Origin of the sequence: Arsukibacterium sp. (assembly GCF_041616895.1) — a bacterium.
Lineage (GTDB): Bacteria > Pseudomonadota > Gammaproteobacteria > Enterobacterales > Alteromonadaceae > Alishewanella.
The window spans coordinates 23559-41697 of the sequence record NZ_JBFJPY010000005.1; the positions used below are offsets into that span (position 1 = coordinate 23559).

Sequence of the window (18139 nt, forward strand, 5' to 3'; positions counted from 1 at the left end):
GATTAATCGGATTCCGCCAGGGTAAATTTTGCCACCCTGCCCGCAGGCAGCGATGACATATCAAAAGGTTTATTGTTTAGGGTGATCTTGACCACGCTAGGGTTACCCAGTGTTACTACAAAAGGCGCTTTGCCGGTCACGGTCATGGTATAGCCGGCCTCTTTAGTGCCGTAAGCGATACGGTTCCCCTCAGCATCCAGCACATCAATCCAGCAATTATCACTAAACGCCATGGTAATAACATCTGTCTCCAGCGCTAACGAACTTGGACTATTGCGCTCAGAAGTGCGGTCAACCACACTGTAGTCAGCCAACTCTGGATCAGTAACTGCCGCATTAATTTCTGGTTCAACGCCTGTTGTATCGCCAGTCGTTGGCGCTGCTGGCGTGCTTTGCTCCGCTGCGCTATCGCCAGTGCTGGCGTCAGCGTCAGTCGACGTTGCTGCTCTGTCAAGCTGCTCTGCGACAAACTGGGCAGTGGAATTTTCAGCTGCCGGCTCTGCAGTTTGCCACCACCACAACACCAGCATTAGCACTAAAATAAAGCCCATGGCGTAGGTAATCCACATAAAGCGGTTTTCGGTGGCCTGAATTTCAGCACGATTTGAAAAAGTACGCATTGGTTTGGCCGGTTCAGCAGTGCCACCGTTTTGCTGCTCAAATGCAGACAATACCTGCTCTTCAGGTAACTTCACCAGCCGGGCGTAAGCGCGCAGATAGCCACGAACAAAGGTAACCAACATGCTACTGTCGAGTTCATCCGCTTCGATCTGCTGCACCAGGTTAACCCGCAAATTCAGTTGCAATGCTACATCAGCAACACTGAGTTGCCGTTGCTCCCGGGCCTGACGTAATAACTGACCTGCGCTGAGTTCTGTCGCTTCTGTTGTCGTCATGGTTCAATACTGGCCGGATCGGTAACCAGCACCTGTTGGCCTACCTGTAACTTACTTTGTTCTGTCAGGTTATTCCATGCCATAAAGCGTTCCAGCCGGATATTATAGCGATATGAAATCCCGAACATGGTTTCTCCCGCAGCAACCTGATGGTAAGGCTCAGTAACCTCCAGCGGCTCACTAAACTCTGCCAGCCTCGCTACTGTTTGCATTTGCAACTGCGCGTCATCGACTTTAGTCAGCCAAATTCGCTGACCGGTTTTGATGACAGATTCCGGGGTTAATTGGTTCCACTCCATCAGCTTTGCCAGCCGGATATTATGGGCTACCGAAATGGCATACAGTGACTCACCTTCCTGTACCAGATGAAATTCAGGTGCGCTGTCATCAGACCGTGGCATAGCGGCAACTTGTGGCTGTTCGCTGGACGCGGTTTCAGTTTCCGGCAAGGTTTCTGCTGCGATAACTTCGCCAGTACTTTCATTTTCGCTTGCCGCCTGACCAGGCTGCGCTGCACTGGCGGCTTCCTGCTCAACCAGAACCGTCTCTGCTGGCAGGCTTACCGGAGGGGTAGCGGCCAAAATCATCTGGCTTGGGTCCTGTTGGCCTGATGTGGCTTTTGGTTGCTGTCCGGCTGAGGACTGTTGCGCGGCCAATTGCCGGGCTGTCTCAGCAGCTTGTTGCTCTGCAAGCTGTTGGTCTGCTATTTTTTTATCTGCTAGTTCACTGGCAGCACGTTGCTCGGCAGCCAGCTGCTCGGCGGCCAGTTGCTCGGCGGCCAGTTGCTCAGCCGCATTTTGAGCCGCCAGCGCTTCTGCAGCCGCTTGTTGTGCTGCTAATTGCCGGGATTTTTCGGCAGCTTGCGCTACGGCAGCTTGTTGTTCAGCCAAAACTTTCGCTGCAGTATCGTCTTGCTCCGGTAACTGGCTGGTTGCCAGAACGCCAGCAATGGCCTGGCTGCTCACGGAACGCTCTGCCGTGGTTGGCTGCTCTTTCTGCACGCTGGATGATGTGGTACCGGATTGGCTTTGCGGGCTATTGCCGCTGTCCTGCTCAGTTCTCAGATCTTGTTCAGGTTCATCTGCACTCGATTCAGTCGTTTTACGTCTGACAACTCGTAACCTGGGGTTGGCGACGGGCTCAGTGGGTGTGGCTGCAACAGCGTTATTATCAGGCAACACAATATTTGCCATTAAACTCAGTTTATATTGCTCACGCAGCTGCTCAAACTCACTATCGAGTAAACGTTGCTGTAATAACAAACGGGCTTCTGGTGTATCAATGTATAAGGTAAGTAAGAGTTGTTCAGCATGCTTCATGGTGCTGACATCGCCCTGCTTTTCAGCCACCAGATAATTCAGCAGCGTGCTGCGCGCTGAAACCCGGCCTAAGCGCTGAATTCGCTGTAGCGATGTTTTTGCACCCACATTGTCGCCCATTGCATAATTGATAGCGGCCAGATTGATCAGTGAACTGATCCGGGTGCCATTGTGAGATACTGAGGACTCAAGAAAGGTTTTCGCTTTACTGTAGCCTTGCTGATCGAGCTGGCAAAGCGCCAGATTTTCATAGCTCTCAGCCACCCTGATATAGCCGGGCCGTGAAATAGCCCGTAGCAGCAACGCTTCTGCTTCCTGGTATTTCCCAATTTGGCACAGAAATGCACCGTAGTTGTTGTAGGCATCCGCATTATTACTGTCTTTGTCGAGCGCTTTTTTATAGGCGTCTTCAGCCTGAACATGCTCGCCAACACTTTGGTAGTAAAAAGCCAACGCGTTATAAACTTCAGGTAAATCGGGGGCGAAGGCTTTCGCCCGTTCTAAGTTGTATTTGGCCTGGGTAGTATCACCACGCCGTAAATAATTTAAGCCCAGAGAAATTCGGGTGCGGGCAGCTTCACTATTATCAAGACTTCGCTCACCAACCTGGCGGTCAGAGCCGACATAACTGCTTTCTGACACACACGCCGTCAGGGTTAACGACACACACAGTGCGAGCCCTACCGAAAATTTCTGCATTACCACTGGTCATCCCTTGGGTTACAGCAGCGTTTTAACCAGGATTGGCTGGCCTTTCTGCTGCTTCTTAATCAGTCTTTTGGTTCGATCAATCACATCGCCTACTAACTGGCCACAGGCTGCATCGATATCATCGCCCCGGGTTTTCCGTACCATAACAGTAAAACCGTGTTGTTGTAACACCTTGTTAAAACGGTCAATCCGGGAGTTACTCGATCTTTTATAAGGTGAGCCCGGATACGGATTAAACGGGATCAGATTAATCTTTGCTGGCGTATCTTGCAATGCCTGCGCTAGCTCATGCGCCTGTTCCATACTATCGTTAACGCCATCGAGCATAACATACTCTACTGTGACCTTATCATTGGCCTTAGAGTTCTCGACATATCGGCGCGAAGCCGCTAAAAATTGCTCCATCGGGTATTTTTTATTCACTGGGACCAGTTCATCCCGCAGGGCATTATTGGGCGCATGCAATGAAATAGCCAGAGCCACATCTATTCGCTCACGCAATAAGTCCAGCGCCGGCACCACACCAGAGGTACTTAAGGTAACCCGGCGTTTGGACAATCCAAAACCGTAATCCTCCAGCATCAGTTCCATCGCCGGAACTACGTTGTTCAGGTTTAACAGTGGCTCGCCCATGCCCATCATCACTACGTTAGTGACAGGCTTTTCACCGGTATCACCGTAGCTGCCAATAATTTGTGCGACCCGCCACACCTGGCCGATAATTTCACTAACGCTAAGATTTCGGTTAAACCCCTGCTGCGCTGTCGAGCAAAACGTACAATCGAGAGCACAACCCACTTGTGAAGATACACAAAGCGTGCGCCGGTCTTTCTCCGGGATCCAGACAGTTTCCACCTCCTGGCCGCCGGCTAAGCCCATCACAAATTTTATGGTACCGTCGGTACTGTCTTGCCGGGTAACAACTACAGGGGCCGCTATCACCGCCAGGGTTTTTAACTTATCGCGCAATGTTTTATTGATATTGGTCATTTTGTCGAAGTCATCAACGCAGTAGTGGTAGATCCATTTCATTACCTGATCGGCACGAAATGGTTTCTCACCTAATGACACAAAAAATTCCTGCATTTGTGGACGGGTAAAATCTAACAAATTTACCTGATTTACCGGCTTGTTCATACCCTGATAACTCCTGCTGACACCTATCAATAACTCACTATTACCGCTTTATATATCCAAAGAATTTCGAAAGACGATGGATAAAGGCAGAAAAGGGGCTGACGCCCCCTTTCCATTTAGCTTATACAGCTAACACCTACCCAATATTAACGGGTACGGCTGCAAAGCTCAGCTTCAGTGAAGAAAAACGCAATTTCACGAGCCGCAGATGCTGCTGCATCAGAACCGTGTACCGCGTTTTCGTCAATGCTGTCTGCATAATCAGCGCGTAACGTACCGGCTAATGCATCTTTAGGGTTAGTGGCACCCATAATTTCACGGTTCTTACGCACAGCGTCTTCGCCCTCTAATACCTGAACCATTACCGGGCCAGACGTCATGAAGCTTACCAGCGCTTTAAAAAATGGACGCTCTTTGTGCTCGCCGTAGAAACCTTCTGCTTGTTCCTGGCTTAAGTGTAGCATTTTAGAAGCAACAATCTTAAGGCCGGCAGATTCAAAACGGTGATAGATAGCACCGATCAGGTTTTTTGCTACAGCATCGGGTTTAACGATTGAAAAAGTACGTTCTAAGGCCATGTCAGGCTCCTGCAATTAAAGGGTTAAAATTTTAAGGCGGCAAATTATACGCTAATTACCAAAAAAAACATACCGTGCCAATCATCTCACCCTAGTGGCCTTCACTAACCATATTGACGGTGTACTTAGGGATCTCCACCACCAGATCTTCATCGGCAATCCTGGCCTGACAACCCAGGCGCGATTCGGGCTCCAGGCCCCAGGCTTTATCCAGCATATCGTCTTCCAGCTCATCGCTTTCGTTCAGCGAAAAGAAGCCTTCACGGACAATGACATGGCAGGTAGTGCAGGCACAGGATTTTTCACAGGCATGTTCAATAGCTATGCCATTTTTTAATGCTACATCCAGCACAGTGTCGCCCACGCTGGCATCCAGCGCGGCACCTTGCGGGCATAATTCAGCATGGGGTAAAAATACTATCTTTGGCATGGTTAAACCTCGTCGACTTTATGGCCCTGCAAGGCTTGCCGGATTGATTGATCCATACGCCGGGCAGCAAAGTCATCTGTTAAAGTGTTGGTATGTTCAATAGCGGCTTTAATTGCTGCCGTATCGTCTTGCTGCCGCACTTGGGCTAAGGTTGCCAGCGCCGCGTTAATCTCGGCTAATTCATCTGAATTGAGCAATGCACCATCGTGCTGCACTGCAGCAGTAACGGCTTCCAGCACCCGATCAGCTTCTACCTGTTGTTCACGCAGCAACCGCCGTTGCATATCCTGCCGGGCATGCTGCATTGAACCGCTGATCATACCGGCTACCTGCTCATCCGTTAAACCATAGGAAGGCTTAACCTGAATACCCGCCGCAACGCCGGTCGATTTCTCTTCGGCGCTGACGCTAAGCAAGCCATCAGCATCAACCTGAAAGGTAACCCGGATATGGGCACCGCCGGCTGGCATCGGCGGAATACCACGTAATTCAAAGCGTGCCAGTGAGCGACAGTCTTCGACTAACTCGCGTTCACCTTGCAACACGTGAATAGCCATTGCGGTCTGGCCGTCTTTAAAGGTGGTAAATTCCTGAGCTCGACTTACCGGGATCACGGTATTTCGTGGTATTACTTTTTCAGTCAGGCCGCCCATGGTTTCCAGACCCAGCGACAAGGGAATAACATCCAGTAGCAAGGTCTCGTGTTCGGCTTTATTGCCCACCAGTACATTGGCCTGAATAGCGGCGCCCAGCGCCACGACTTTATCCGGGTCAATCGAGGTTAGTGGCTCTGAGGCAAAAAACTGACCTACTTCGCTGCGCACCAATGGTACGCGGGTTGAGCCGCCCACCATCACCACATTAGCTACTTCGTCAGGGGTTAAACCGGCATCGCGTAGTACCTGACGGCAACTGCGGATGGTTTTTTTCACCAACGGGCCAGCAAGCTGCTCAAATTCATCGCGGCTAAGGCTGCCTGATACCTGCTGGTTATCTGCACTAAAAGCGTAATCGGCTTTAGCGCTGTCGGTTAGCTGTTCTTTTAAATTGCGAGCCACGGTTAAATACTGGCGTCTGGCAGTATGGCTTAATGTTTGCTGGCCGCTTTGTTGCTGCATCCAGCCGACGATCATCTGGTCAAAGTCATCGCCACCCAGTGCGGAATCACCGCCGGTGGCCAGTACTTCAAACACACCGCGTTTGAGGCGTAAAATAGAAATATCGAAGGTGCCACCGCCTAAATCGTAAACGGCAATAACCCCTTCCTGGCCAGAGTCGAGGCCATACGCCAGCGCCGCAGCAGTTGGCTCATTTAGTAGTCTCAATACATTTAGGCCGGCAAGCTTAGCGGCATCTTTTGTTGCCTGGCGCTGAGCATCGTCAAAATAGGCCGGCACGGTAATGACTACGCCATTAAGTTCACCGCCCAGCACCTGGCTGGCGGTGTCGGCCAGGGTTGCCAGAATTTCCGCAGAAACTTCCACCGGGTTTTTCACGCCATCACGTGTGTCTACTGCAGCCAGACCGTCTTGATCGACTAACTGATAGGGTAATAACTCTGCCAGAAGTTGGGTTTCGGTATAGCCTTTGCCCATCAGGCGTTTAATGGAGAATATGGTATTGCTGGCATCCTCTGCTGCAGACATAACAGCCTGCTGGCCAACCTCGGTTTTAGCCGGACCATAGCGCACCACCGACGGGATCATATCACTGCCATCGGCATTGCTTAGGGTACTGGCCTGGCCGCTGCGAACCGCTGCAACTAAAGAATTGGTAGTACCTAAATCGATACCCGCTGCCAGTTTATGATGGTGGGGCGCGGCACTCTGGCCGGGCTCTGCAATCTGTAATAACGCCATAGCTTAATTTAGTCTTGTATTTGCTGTTCTATTAACTCCAGCTCGTGCTGCAGTTTAAAGAAAAATTTGAGTTTACGCACCAGTTCCGCTGCCTGCTGGTTTTGCTCAGCTGTATTGGCGTCCAATGTTGCCGCCAGCTGCTTTAACAACACTTTGCGCTGCTGCTGCAATTGCTGTTCTACCGCCATAATGGCGCTGTCAGGATCGGCACTACTACTGATTTCTTCCAGTTGCTCGCGCAGTTCCATTTGCTGCATTAAAAACACCGGATCGGTAAAGCTGCGCTGCTCGTGGCTTATTTTTAAACCACGCAGCGCCAATAAATGTTCCGCCCGCAGCAGCGGTTGTTTCAGGCTATGGTAGGCATCATTGATGTTAGCGGTTTGCTGCACCGACATTAGCCGGTCGCGATGAGACGCTGCCGCATGTTTGTCGGGATGAAACTTGCGCTGCAAAGCCAGATAACGTGAGCCTAATTCAGTTAAGTCCAGCTCAAAGGTCGCTGGTAAATCAAACAACTGAAAATAATTCATGCAATATTGGCCTTACAGCAGTCGGAGTAATTAAACGGTAAAGCTTTCGCCGCAGCCACATTCGCCGTTAACATTCGGATTATTGAACTGAAAACCCTCGTTCAGGCCTTCTTTAACAAAATCCAGCTGGGTGCCATCGATGTACACCAAGCTTTTGCCGTCAACAATCAGTTTCAGACCGTGCTCTTCAAATACCTGATCATCATCATGCAGCTCATCGACAAACTCCAGCACATAAGCAAGGCCAGAGCAACCGGTGGTTTTTACACCAACCCGCAAGCCCAACCCTTTGCCACGATTTTGCAGAAAGTTTTGCACTCTTTCAGCTGCCGCTGTGGTCATCGATATTGCCATGCCGTGTTAACCCCCACGCTTTTGCTTATAATCGGCAATCGCCGCCTTAATCGCGTCTTCTGCCAGAATAGAGCAATGAATTTTTACCGGAGGCAACGCCAGTTCGTGGGCGATGTCGGTATTTTTAATCTGCTGAGCTTCATCAAGGCTTTTGCCTTTAACCCACTCTGTTACCAGTGAACTGGACGCGATAGCGCTGCCGCAGCCATAGGTTTTAAATTTAGCATCTTCAATAATGCCCTGCGCATTCACTTTAATTTGCAGTTTCATTACGTCACCACAAGCCGGCGCACCAACCATACCCGTCGCGATGCTAGGGTCGTCTTTGGCGAAAGAACCCACGTTACGTGGATTTTCATAGTGATCGATTACTTTATTGCTGTAAGCCATGATCTGTTACCTCGTTGGGCCGGATGGCGCTTAGTGCGCTACCCATGCCACAGTGTTTAAATCAATACCGTCTTTGAACATGTCCCATAACGGTGACATTTCACGTAGTTTATCAATCGCTTGATGGACAATTTTGATAGTATGGTCAATTTGCGCTTCAGTGGTAAACCGCCCAATACTAAACCTGATAGAGCTGTGAGCCAGCTCGTCATTTAAGCCCAGCGCGCGCAATACATAAGAAGGCTCTAAACTGGCAGAGGTACAAGCTGAGCCAGACGACACCGCAATGTCTTTCAACGCCATTATCAGCGATTCACCTTCAACAAAATTAAAGCTGATATTGGTAATGCCCGGCACTCGTGGGGCGCTGTCACCATTTAAGTACACTTGCTCGATATCTTTGATGCCATCCCACAACCGATCTCGCAGCGCAGTAATACGTTCACGTTCAGCCGCCATTTCTTCTTTGGCTAACCGGAACGCTTCGCCCATAGCCGCGATTTGATGCGGCGCCAAAGTACCCGAACGCATGCCACGTTCATGGCCACCACCATGAGTTTGCGCTTCTAAACGAATACGCGGTTTACGCCGCACATATAGAGCACCAATACCTTTAGGACCGTAGGTTTTATGGCCAGAAAACGACATCAAATCGACCTTCAGACTTTGCAGGTCGATATCCACTTTTCCGGTAGCTTGAGCAGCATCAACATGGAATACAATGCCTTTGCTGCGACACAACTCACCGATGGCAGCAATATCCTGAATAACGCCAATTTCGTTATTTACAAACATAATGCTCACAACGGAGGTTTCCGGACGCATGGCTGCCTCTAACTTGGCAAGATCAACCAGGCCATTGCTTTCAACTTCAAGATACGTCACTTCAAAACCTTCACGCTCGAGCTGGCGCATGGTGTCCAGCACCGCTTTGTGTTCGGTTTTGGCAGTAATTAAATGCTTACCTTTTTTCTTGTAAAACTGAGCTGCGCCTTTAATGGCCAGGTTATTCGATTCGGTGGCGCCAGAGGTAAACACAATTTCACGCGGATCAGCGTTAACCAGCTCTGCGATCTGGCTACGGGCTATTTCCACAGACTCTTCTGCTTGCCAGCCAAACCGGTGCGAACGTGAGGCCGGGTTACCAAACTCGCCATCCATCGTCAGGTATTGCATCATTTTTTCGGCCACACGCGGATCAACCGGGGTGGTCGCCGCATAGTCCAGATAAATAGGTAGCTTCATTGTTGGCTCCGTATTGCGCTTACAGCTGGCAACTGACTTTAATGTCAGTTGCAGGATTTTTAACATTGCGACTATTCTGCCGCTGTGCAATCGTTTGCACATCTTGCTGGCTAACCAAAGCTGCCAGGCTGATATTGGTCAGAAAGTCTTCTATTCGATGGCTTAAATCATGCCACAAGGTGTGAGTCAGACACTTAACACCGCTCTGGCAATCAGATTTACCCTGACAGCGCGTGGCGTCTACTGACTCATCTACTGCCGCAATGACAGCGGAAATAGAAATAGCCTCAGCTGCCAGACCCAGCTGGTAACCACCACCCGGACCACGCACACTGCTGACTAAACCCTGTTTACGCAAGCGAGCGAATAACTGTTCAAGATAAGATAACGAAATACCCTGTCGCTCAGAAATATCGGCCAGCGGCACCGGACCTTGCCCAGCGTGCAATGCCACATCAAGCATGGCAGTAACAGCATAGCGACCTTTCGAGGTTAATCTCATATCAAGCTCCCTGACTACATAGGCGCTATTGTACAATCCTGACTGTTTTAGTCAAGTATATATCCTAGTAACCTGGTCAGGTATTACGTAACACGATATGACTAAATACCGGGATCAAACGCTTCAACTTCTTTGCGACGCTGCTCTGCAGCATGCTGTTCAGCCCGCTTAAAATCTTCTTCCGGCAAATCCAGTTCGGGCATTTCAGCGCAAACATTGCCCCCCAGGCTATTAACGCTGCTGCACAGCTCGGCCACTTTGTTATCCAGCAGATGAATATGATCCAGCAGGGTACCAATTGCACTGGCAACCGGATCAGGATTTTCAGCAGAAACGGCATAGGCATCAAAACCAAACTTCTTTGCCAGGTGCTGACGCTGTTCACTTACTTTTGCTGCAACCTTGGCAACGACCCTTCCCGGAATACCCACCACGGTGGCCCCGGCCGGTACATCGCGCACGACCACCGCATTTGAGCCAATACGGGCGTTTTCGCCAACCAGTAAGGGCCCTAGCACTTTAGCACCGGCACCAATAACTACGCCATTGGCCAAGGTAGGATGGCGCTTGCCCGGATTCCAGCTGGTACCGCCCAGTGTCACGCCATGGTATAGCGTACAGTCATCACCAATTTCAGCCGTTTCACCTATCACTACGCCCATACCGTGATCAATAAAAAAACGCCGGCCAATTTTCGCTCCCGGGTGAATTTCTACCCCGGTCAGCCAGCGGGCAATCGTACTTAAAAAGCGGGCGAGCCATTTGATGTTTGCCCGCCACAGTTTATGGTTAAGCCGGTGCCACCAGATGGCATGCAACCCCGGGTAGTTAGTCAGTACCTCAAAGGTACTGCGTGCCGCCGGATCCCGGTCAAACACACTTTTTATATCTTCTCTGATACCCGCGAACATCGCCTTACTCCTTCTGAGTATTGCTATCAACCTTTTCCAGACGCTGCATTGAGGTTAAAATGCCCCGCAGAATGTTGTATTCAGCCTCTTCTGGCCGGGCCCGGTTAAACAACCGTTTTAATTTGGTCATCACTACACCCGGGTGCTGCTTAATAATGAATCCGGTGTGCTGCAACGCCGTTTCCAGATGCTGATAAAAATTTTCCATTTGCGCTGAGCTCGGATAAGCCGCGAGTTCAGTCTCGGCAGAGACCGGCTCGTGCTCCAGGTAGGCCATTCTCAGCTCATAGCAAACAATTTGCACTGCCATCGCCAGATTCAGTGAGCTGTACTGTGGGTTAGCCGCAATACAGACATGATAATGACAAAGCTGTAGCTCTTCATTACTCAGGCCACTAGATTCGCGGCCAAATACTACTGCCACCGGTTTGTTACTCTGGGCAATGGCGAGCTTGGCACATTGCCGTGGATCCAGCATTGGCCAGCTTAATGTGCGGGAGCGGGCACTACTACCAACCACTAATGCACAGTCAGCTACGGCTTCAGCCAGCGTCTCAAAGGTCGTGGCCGCGGCCAGGATCTCACTGGCGCCGGCGGCCAACGCATAAGCCTGGCCATCAGGGGCGGTTTTAGGTGCCACCAGACATAGCTGCGACAGGCCCATGGTTTTCATCGCCCGGGCAACCGAGCCTATATTGCCAGTATGAGTCGTTCCTACCAGCACCACTTTTATATTGTCTAAGGCAGACACCACATTACTGTTCACAGAGACACTGTCCATAACAGAAAACCCGATAACGCTTCATCGAAAAGGCTGGCATTCTAGCATAGGCCTTGCCATTTGTTGATTGAAATTTAGCAGTCTGGCCATCTAAATGCGCCAACTGCCCCTTATCGATAAACACTGCAATTGCGCGACTGCTTTGCTAAACTACGGCAACTTTTAACAAAGAGAGCCTGAAGATGAAAACACTTAGCAAAGTTATAACGTTATCAGCAATACTCTTGGCCCTGCCGGTACTGGCAGATAGCAACACCGATGCATTGCAACAAGCGGCAGACCATCATGTTCGTAGCGATCAAAACAAAAATCGCGACCAATACCGTAACCCGGTGCAAACGCTGGCATTTTTTGAAGTGACCCCAAAAAGCACGGTGGTGGAAATATCCCCTGGTGGTGGCTGGTACACTGAAATTCTGGCCCCGTTACTGGCTGCCCATGGCAAATATTACGCCGCGCATTTTCCGGCCGATAGCAGCTCAGATTATTACAAAAGAAACCTGGCAGCGTTTAAAGAGAAGCTGGCAACTGACCCCATCTACAGCCGGGTAGAGCTAACAGCCTTTGCCCCAGGCAATAGCAGTGACATCGCACCAGCCGGCAGTGCTGATGTGGTGCTGACCTTTCGTAACCTGCACAACTGGTATGGTCAGGGTGGTGACGAGGGGATGGTAGCCATTTTTAAAGATTTTTATAAAGCGTTAAAGCCAGGTGGTGTGCTCGGCGTTGTTGAGCATCGTTTACCCGCGGATAAAGCTAACGGTGAATGGACCAGAAGTGGTTATTTCCCGCAGCAGTTGGCCATCACCCTGGCCGAGCAAGCAGGTTTTGTACTGGAAGATAGCAGCGAGATAAATGCGAATCCCAAAGACAAAGCTGATCATCCAAAAGGCGTATGGACACTGCCACCAGTAATGCGGCTTGGCGAAGAAGATAAAGCGAAATATCAGGCGATTGGTGAGAGCGATCGAATGACCTTAAAATTTCGTAAACCTGTAACACAATAGAAAACGGAAATCCCGATGAAAGTATTGGTAATCGGCGGCGGCGGCCGCGAACATGCTCTGGCCTGGAAGGCAGCGCAATCTCCTCTGGTTAGCCAGGTATTCGTGGCCCCTGGCAACGCCGGCACAGCGCGGGAAGCTAATCTGCACAATGTTGATATTGCTGCCGATGATGTACCGGCATTACTGGCATTTGCGACTGAGCAACATATTGAACTCACTATAGTCGGCCCGGAAGCGCCATTGGCAAAAGGGGTAGTTGATGTGTTTCGCGAAAAGGGTATGGCTATTTTTGGCCCTACGCAGGCAGCGGCACAACTGGAAAGCTCAAAAGCATTTGCCAAAGACTTTCTGGCACGACACCACATCCCCACCGCCGCTTATCAAAACTTCACCGACATTGCCCCAGCCAAGGCTTTTGTTAAGCAACTGGCCACGCCCATCGTTATTAAAGCCGACGGCCTCGCTGCCGGCAAAGGGGTAATTATTGCTCAGACAGAAGCCGAAGCATTTGCGGCGATTGACGATATGCTGTCCGGTAACAAGTTTGGCGATGCTGGCAGCCGGGTGGTAATTGAAGAGTTTTTACATGGCGAAGAAGCCTCTTTTATTGTAATGGTCGATGGCGAACATGCATTGGCCTTTGCCTCGTCGCAGGATCATAAAGCGCGAGATAACGGTGACAAAGGCCCTAATACCGGCGGTATGGGGGCGTATTCACCTGCACCAGTGGTTACCCCTGCCGTGCATGACTGGGTGATGCAGCAAGTTATTTATCCAACGGTTCGCGGTATGGCCGCAGAGGGTAATGTGTTTACCGGCTTTTTGTATGCCGGGCTGATGATCGCACCGGATGGTTCTGCCAAGGTACTGGAGTTTAACTGTCGCTTCGGCGATCCGGAAACGCAGCCTATTATGCTGCGACTGGAATCTGATCTGGTTGCGCTGTGCCAGGCAGCGGTTACCGGCAAGCTGGACCAGGTGGCAATCAAATTCACGGAGCAGGCGGCTGTGGGCGTGGTGCTGGCAGCAGGTGGCTACCCTGATAACTACGACAAAGGCATTGAAATCAAAGGTTTGGATGGCATTGATACCAGCAGCGCCAAAGTGTTCCACGCCGGTACGACGCTTATCGATAATAAAGTGCTGACTAACGGTGGCCGGGTATTGTGTGCTACTGCCCTGGGTACCAATGTCAGTAACGCACAGCGGGCAGCATATCAACTGGCCAAGCATATCAGCTGGGACGGTATGTTTTACCGCAGTGATATTGGTTACCGTGCGGTTGCCCGCGAACAGCAAAAATAAGGCTAAAACATGCGCGTCGTGTTGTTAATTCCGCTTCTGGCGGTGCTGCTCAGCCTTAGCGCTTGCAGCAAACCAGAACCGTTGAGCTGCGAGGGCGCGTATCAGCCCATCGCAGTTATACAGGGTAAGACAGAACACAGTCCGTTGCTGGGTCAGCAGGTCGTGACGCGCGGCGTGGTAGTTGGCGGCGTTTACCCTGACTCACCGCTGCCGGGGCTGATGCTGCAAAGCCTTACTGCTGACGATGATCCGCTTACCTCTGAAGGCCTGTTTATTCAGTTGGCTGAGCCCGGTAAATATCAGCAGGGCGATGTGCTGCTGTTACAGGGAACCGTAGCTGAGATAAACGATTTAACCTCGCTGACTGATCTTAGCCATATTTCGCGCTGCGCCAGTAAGCAGCAACTGAGCAGTACCGTTGTCAGCTTACCGCTGAGCGATAAGCTGAACATGGAGGCACTGGAGGGCATGTGGTTGCGGTTTCCACAGGATTTGGTTGTGACCGATAGCTACCAACTAGGGCGCTATGGCGAGCTGATGCTGGCCGATCAGCGCTTAATCGTGCCAACAGAAATTAAATTGCCTGGTACCGAGGCAATCCAATATGACCAACAACAACAGCGACGCATGCTGGTGCTGGACGATGGCAGCTGGCAGGAAAACCCAGAGCCGACGCCGTATCCGCCGAGCGGCTTAACCGCCGACAACACCATACGTTTAGGTGATACCGTGCGCGGCGTCAGTGGGTTTCTGTTTCAGGATGAGCGGGGTTACCGCCTTATTCCTTTGACGAGCCCGCAATTTATCAGCACTAACCCACGTCCTGCTGCACCTTTGCCAAAACACCACGCTGACTTACGGGTAGCAGTATTCAACGTGCTGAATTTTTTTACCGGGCATGGTCAGGCAGAACCCTTCCCGACCCGACGCGGTGCCCGCACCCCGGCAGATTTAGCCCGTCAGCAAGCTAAGCTGATTAGCGCCCTGGCGGCTATGGATGCCGACATTATTGGTCTGCTGGAGCTGGAAAATAATGGTTACGGTGGTGGTAGTGCTATTGCTACGCTGGTGGCGGCATTAAATAACGTTGTTGCTGAACCTTACGCCATTGTTGAAACGACTGAGACACCCGGCACTGATGCCATCAAAGTTGCTCTGATCTACCGGCCTTCAGCAATCAGCGAAGCGGGCGCCGCGGCTACCCAAACTGCAGCACCCTTTAACCGGCTGAACCGGGCGCCGGTTGCTCAAACCTTCCAGCACCTTGCCAGTGGTAAAAAGCTGACCGTTGCAGTGAATCATTTTAAATCTAAAGGCAGTTGCCCGCGCGATGATAGCCCGCAGTACGAGCTACAGGCAGATCAGAACGATGGCCAGGCTTGCTGGAACGCAGCCCGGGTTGAGGCAAGTAAAGCCCTGACCCAATGGCTGGCTGGCAACCCAACCGGCACCTCCAGCGCGCATCAGTTAATTATGGGGGATTTAAATGCCTACCGGATGGAAGATCCGGTGCGGGCCCTGGAACAAGCCGGGTGGCAGTATTTACATGATCCAAAACACTCCGGGTTTTCTTACGCCTTTCGCGGTCGCAGTGGCTCCCTTGACCACGCGCTGGCCAGTGAAGAACTGGCTGCCTATTTGCACACAGTTGAACACTGGTCAATCAATGCCGCTGAACCTGTGTTGCTCGACTACAGCAGTCGCTATAAATCGGCAGAAGCACAACAGCGGCTTTACGGTGCAACGCCTTACCGATCTTCAGATCACGACCCGGTTATTTTAACGTTCCGGTTTCAATAAAACAGATAACGGTTGCAGCCGGTAGCGGTGTTGCTTTATGGTAACTCCAGAATTTTTTACCGGCGCAGCCTATGTCACATAAAAACCCGATCATTGCGATCACCGGCTCCTCTGGCGCCGGAACTACCACCACGACAATCGCTTTTCAGCATATTTTCCGCACCTTGGGCATAGATGCCGCGTTTGTCGAAGGCGATTGTTTTCATCGCTTTAGCCGGCCAGAAATGGATCTGGCAGTGCGTAAAGCCAAAGAGCAAGGACGTTACATCAGTTATTTTGGAGCTGAAGCAAACGATTTTGGCGCGTTAGAAACGTTTTTTGCCAGTTACGCTGAAACCGGTACCGGCCGCATTCGACATTACCTGCATACCTTCGATGAAGCCGTACCTTATAACCAGTTACCCGGCACCTTTACCCCATGGCAGGACTTGCGTGCTAACACCGACTTACTGTTTTATGAGGGCCTGCATGGTGGTGCAGTAACCGAGCAGCATAATGTTGCGCAACATGTCGATTTACTGATAGGTATGGTACCGATAGTCAACCTGGAATGGATCCAGAAGATCATCCGTGACACCTCAGAGCGTGGCCATAGCCGGGAGGCGGTTCAGGCCAGTATCGTGCGCAGTATGGATGATTACATTAACCATATTACGCCGCAGTTTTCCCGGACTCATATTAATTTTCAGCGGGTGCCGACTGTAGATACCTCAAACCCTTTTAGTGCTAAAGATATTCCGTCACTCGACGAAAGTTTTGTTGTGATCCGTTTTCGCGGTATTAAACACGTTGATTTTCCGTACTATCTGCGAATGATCCACGGATCTTTTATGTCACGGGTCAATACTCTGGTGGTGCCAGGAGGTAAGATGGGATTAGCGATGGAGCTGATTTTAACCCCATTGATTGAAGCGATAATTCAAAAGCGACGCCAGGCCAGAGGCCAGGCAGACTGGTTAGGTAAATAACCCCTTTACCTGGCAGCGCAGGTTAGGCTGCCATGGCCTGGCTGTGCTTTGCGTTATTTCATTTCAGGCAAGTTACGGCCGTAGAAAATTTCCCTGATTTCTTTAAATACTTTCTTACTGATCAGTTTCTGCTCATCAGCAGTCATACTGTCGGTGCCCATGCCAAACAGATAATTGTTTAAGTCAGCCTCTTTTAACATCATCTTGGTATGGAACAGGTTTTCCTGATAAACGTTAACGTCAATCATCTGAAACGCCTGCTTGGTATCCACTTCCATAAAATTCTGGATAGAGCTGATAGGATGATCGATATAATGCTTGGTACCACTGATATCGCGGGTAAAACCACGCACCCGGTAATCAATGGTTACCACGTCTGACTCAAAACTATGGATCAGAAAATTAAGTGCTTTTAACGGTGAAATAATGCCACAGGTAGAGACTTCAATATCCGCTCTGAAGGTACAGATACCGTCATGCGGATGGACTTCAGGGTAGGTATGAACGCAAATATGACTTTTATCCAGATGCGCCACCACGGTTTCCGGCAGCGGACCGGGATTCTCTGAATTGTCAGGATCAACCAGAACCGGCTCTTCGCTGACCAGTATCGTGACACTGGCTCCCTGTGGATCATAATCCTGCCGGGCAATATTAAGCACATTGGCACCAATGATATCAACCACTTCAGTTAATATATCTGTCAGTCGGTCAGCATTATATTGCTCGTCAATATATTCAATATATTCCTGACGGTGCTGCTCGGTCTTGGCATAACAAATATCATATAAGCTAAAACTTAAGCTTTTAGTCAGGTTGTTAAACCCGTGCAGTTTCAATTTTTCGAAAGGCTTTACCAATTTCTGCGCTCTCCACTACAGCTTTCGCTGTATTGTTTATCAGGCAATTACTCAGACCCGACAGTCTGACTTGCATTGTTAACACTATAGGAATGGCTTACAGCAACACTGCTGGCCAGCATAATCGACACTGAGCAGTATTTATCTGCAGATAAATCTACCGCCCGTGCGACATGTTTCTCGCTAAGATCATGGCCGGAGACCACAAAATGCAGATGGATTTTGGTGAATACACGTGGCGCTTCTTCAGCGCGTTCTGCGCTTAGCTCCACCTCACAACCGAGCACGTGCTGGCGGGCTTTCTTTAAAATGCTAACCACATCAACAGACGAACAGGCACCTGCGGCCATTAACACCATTTCCATCGGGCTGGGCGCGCTACTGTCAGCACTATTTGCATCAAATACCACCTCATGGCCACTGGCTGAGCGACCAATAAAACTCAGGTTATCAACCCAACTGACTTTTGCTTGCATATCCGGTTCCGGCATGAAATTTCAGGCTGGATATTCTACGGAAATATAAGGCGGGTAGCCAGCATTAATCCTGATGC

At 50.5% G+C, this 18139-nt stretch carries 19 protein-coding genes; 4 read left to right on the forward strand and 15 right to left on the reverse strand.

Annotation, left to right across the window (positions count from 1 at the left end):
* Positions 1–2: 2 nt before the first annotated feature.
* The 13 genes from ABY802_RS01865 to trmJ all read right to left on the reverse strand — a co-directional run bounded on the left by ABY802_RS01865 (position 3) and on the right by trmJ (position 11646).
* Positions 3–896, reverse strand: coding sequence for a RodZ domain-containing protein (locus ABY802_RS01865; protein WP_372625309.1), 894 nt, complete (start codon positions 894–896; stop codon positions 3–5).
* Positions 893–2914 (reverse strand): type IV pilus biogenesis/stability protein PilW, encoded by a 2022-nt coding sequence (gene pilW / locus ABY802_RS01870; protein WP_372625310.1) that lies wholly within the window; start codon positions 2912–2914, stop codon positions 893–895. Before pilW ends, ABY802_RS01865 begins: the two co-directional genes overlap by 4 nt.
* A gap of 21 nt (positions 2915–2935) precedes the next feature.
* Positions 2936–4063, reverse strand: a complete 1128-nt coding sequence (locus ABY802_RS01875) for a bifunctional tRNA (adenosine(37)-C2)-methyltransferase TrmG/ribosomal RNA large subunit methyltransferase RlmN (protein ID WP_372625311.1) — start codon at positions 4061–4063, stop codon at positions 2936–2938.
* Positions 4064–4209: 146 nt separating this feature from the next.
* Complete coding sequence (gene ndk, locus ABY802_RS01880) at positions 4210–4641, reverse strand: nucleoside-diphosphate kinase (protein WP_290613379.1); 432 nt, start codon at positions 4639–4641, stop codon at positions 4210–4212.
* 91 nt (positions 4642–4732) lie between these two features.
* Positions 4733–5071, reverse strand: coding sequence for an ISC system 2Fe-2S type ferredoxin (gene fdx, locus ABY802_RS01885; protein WP_290613381.1), 339 nt, complete (start codon positions 5069–5071; stop codon positions 4733–4735).
* Between the two features lie 2 nt (positions 5072–5073).
* Positions 5074–6930, reverse strand: a complete 1857-nt coding sequence (gene hscA, locus ABY802_RS01890) for a Fe-S protein assembly chaperone HscA (protein ID WP_372625312.1) — start codon at positions 6928–6930, stop codon at positions 5074–5076.
* An 8-nt stretch (positions 6931–6938) separates the two neighbouring features.
* Positions 6939–7463, reverse strand: coding sequence for a co-chaperone HscB (hscB, locus tag ABY802_RS01895; protein ID WP_372625313.1), 525 nt, complete (start codon positions 7461–7463; stop codon positions 6939–6941).
* 30 nt (positions 7464–7493) lie between these two features.
* Positions 7494–7817: an iron-sulfur cluster assembly protein IscA gene (iscA, locus tag ABY802_RS01900; RefSeq protein ID WP_290613387.1), complete on the reverse strand. Its 324-nt coding sequence runs from the start codon at positions 7815–7817 to the stop codon at positions 7494–7496.
* A gap of 6 nt (positions 7818–7823) precedes the next feature.
* A complete protein-coding gene (gene iscU / locus ABY802_RS01905) occupies positions 7824–8207 on the reverse strand; it encodes a Fe-S cluster assembly scaffold IscU (RefSeq protein WP_372625314.1) in 384 nt (127 codons plus the stop codon).
* A 30-nt stretch (positions 8208–8237) separates the two neighbouring features.
* Positions 8238–9452, reverse strand: coding sequence for an IscS subfamily cysteine desulfurase (locus ABY802_RS01910; protein WP_372625315.1), 1215 nt, complete (start codon positions 9450–9452; stop codon positions 8238–8240).
* 19 nt (positions 9453–9471) lie between these two features.
* Complete coding sequence (iscR, locus tag ABY802_RS01915; RefSeq protein WP_372625316.1) at positions 9472–9954, reverse strand: Fe-S cluster assembly transcriptional regulator IscR; 483 nt, start codon at positions 9952–9954, stop codon at positions 9472–9474.
* A gap of 101 nt (positions 9955–10055) precedes the next feature.
* Positions 10056–10865, reverse strand: coding sequence for a serine O-acetyltransferase (cysE, locus tag ABY802_RS01920; protein ID WP_372625317.1), 810 nt, complete (start codon positions 10863–10865; stop codon positions 10056–10058).
* A gap of 4 nt (positions 10866–10869) precedes the next feature.
* Entirely contained in the window at positions 10870–11646 is a 777-nt protein-coding gene (gene trmJ / locus ABY802_RS01925) for a tRNA (cytosine(32)/uridine(32)-2'-O)-methyltransferase TrmJ (RefSeq protein ID WP_372625318.1), read from the reverse strand.
* Positions 11647–11828: 182 nt separating this feature from the next.
* Between trmJ and ABY802_RS01930 the strand changes: the two genes are divergently transcribed.
* From ABY802_RS01930 to ABY802_RS01945, 4 genes are all read left to right on the forward strand, one after another.
* Positions 11829–12653, forward strand: a complete 825-nt coding sequence (locus ABY802_RS01930) for a class I SAM-dependent methyltransferase (protein WP_372625319.1) — start codon at positions 11829–11831, stop codon at positions 12651–12653.
* A 15-nt stretch (positions 12654–12668) separates the two neighbouring features.
* The gene (purD, locus tag ABY802_RS01935) at positions 12669–13958 is read left to right on the forward strand and encodes a phosphoribosylamine--glycine ligase (protein ID WP_372625320.1); all 1290 of its coding nucleotides are present in this window, start codon (positions 12669–12671) and stop codon (positions 13956–13958) included.
* 9 nt (positions 13959–13967) lie between these two features.
* Positions 13968–15758, forward strand: coding sequence for an ExeM/NucH family extracellular endonuclease (locus ABY802_RS01940; protein WP_372625321.1), 1791 nt, complete (start codon positions 13968–13970; stop codon positions 15756–15758).
* 71 nt (positions 15759–15829) lie between these two features.
* Positions 15830–16726: a phosphoribulokinase gene (locus tag ABY802_RS01945; RefSeq protein ID WP_290613404.1), complete on the forward strand. Its 897-nt coding sequence runs from the start codon at positions 15830–15832 to the stop codon at positions 16724–16726.
* 53 nt (positions 16727–16779) lie between these two features.
* Here ABY802_RS01945 and speD read toward each other — a convergent pair whose 3' ends face one another.
* Positions 16780–17586, reverse strand: a complete 807-nt coding sequence (speD, locus tag ABY802_RS01950; protein WP_372625322.1) for an adenosylmethionine decarboxylase — start codon at positions 17584–17586, stop codon at positions 16780–16782.
* A gap of 47 nt (positions 17587–17633) precedes the next feature.
* A complete protein-coding gene (locus ABY802_RS01955) occupies positions 17634–18062 on the reverse strand; it encodes an OsmC family protein (RefSeq protein WP_372625323.1) in 429 nt (142 codons plus the stop codon).
* Positions 18063–18139: the final 77 nt, after the last annotated feature.

Bases quoted from the DNA above. Each gene is read 5' to 3' on its own strand.
- ABY802_RS01865 (WP_372625309.1), bottom strand. From the start codon at position 896: ATGACGACAACAGAAGCGACAGAACTCAGCGCAGGTCAGTTATTACGT.
- pilW (WP_372625310.1), bottom strand. From the start codon at position 2,914: ATGCAGAAATTTTCGGTAGGGCTCGCACTGTGTGTGTCGTTAACCCTG.
- ABY802_RS01875 (WP_372625311.1), bottom strand. From the start codon at position 4,063: ATGAACAAGCCGGTAAATCAGGTAAATTTGTTAGATTTTACCCGTCCA.
- ndk (WP_290613379.1), bottom strand. From the start codon at position 4,641: ATGGCCTTAGAACGTACTTTTTCAATCGTTAAACCCGATGCTGTAGCA.
- fdx (WP_290613381.1), bottom strand. From the start codon at position 5,071: ATGCCAAAGATAGTATTTTTACCCCATGCTGAATTATGCCCGCAAGGT.
- hscA (WP_372625312.1), bottom strand. From the start codon at position 6,930: ATGGCGTTATTACAGATTGCAGAGCCCGGCCAGAGTGCCGCGCCCCAC.
- hscB (WP_372625313.1), bottom strand. From the start codon at position 7,463: ATGAATTATTTTCAGTTGTTTGATTTACCAGCGACCTTTGAGCTGGAC.
- iscA (WP_290613387.1), bottom strand. From the start codon at position 7,817: ATGGCAATATCGATGACCACAGCGGCAGCTGAAAGAGTGCAAAACTTT.
- iscU (WP_372625314.1), bottom strand. From the start codon at position 8,207: ATGGCTTACAGCAATAAAGTAATCGATCACTATGAAAATCCACGTAAC.
- ABY802_RS01910 (WP_372625315.1), bottom strand. From the start codon at position 9,452: ATGAAGCTACCTATTTATCTGGACTATGCGGCGACCACCCCGGTTGAT.
- iscR (WP_372625316.1), bottom strand. From the start codon at position 9,954: ATGAGATTAACCTCGAAAGGTCGCTATGCTGTTACTGCCATGCTTGAT.
- cysE (WP_372625317.1), bottom strand. From the start codon at position 10,865: ATGTTCGCGGGTATCAGAGAAGATATAAAAAGTGTGTTTGACCGGGAT.
- trmJ (WP_372625318.1), bottom strand. From the start codon at position 11,646: ATGGACAGTGTCTCTGTGAACAGTAATGTGGTGTCTGCCTTAGACAAT.
- ABY802_RS01930 (WP_372625319.1), top strand. From the start codon at position 11,829: ATGAAAACACTTAGCAAAGTTATAACGTTATCAGCAATACTCTTGGCC.
- purD (WP_372625320.1), top strand. From the start codon at position 12,669: ATGAAAGTATTGGTAATCGGCGGCGGCGGCCGCGAACATGCTCTGGCC.
- ABY802_RS01940 (WP_372625321.1), top strand. From the start codon at position 13,968: ATGCGCGTCGTGTTGTTAATTCCGCTTCTGGCGGTGCTGCTCAGCCTT.
- ABY802_RS01945 (WP_290613404.1), top strand. From the start codon at position 15,830: ATGTCACATAAAAACCCGATCATTGCGATCACCGGCTCCTCTGGCGCC.
- ABY802_RS01955 (WP_372625323.1), bottom strand. From the start codon at position 18,062: ATGCAAGCAAAAGTCAGTTGGGTTGATAACCTGAGTTTTATTGGTCGC.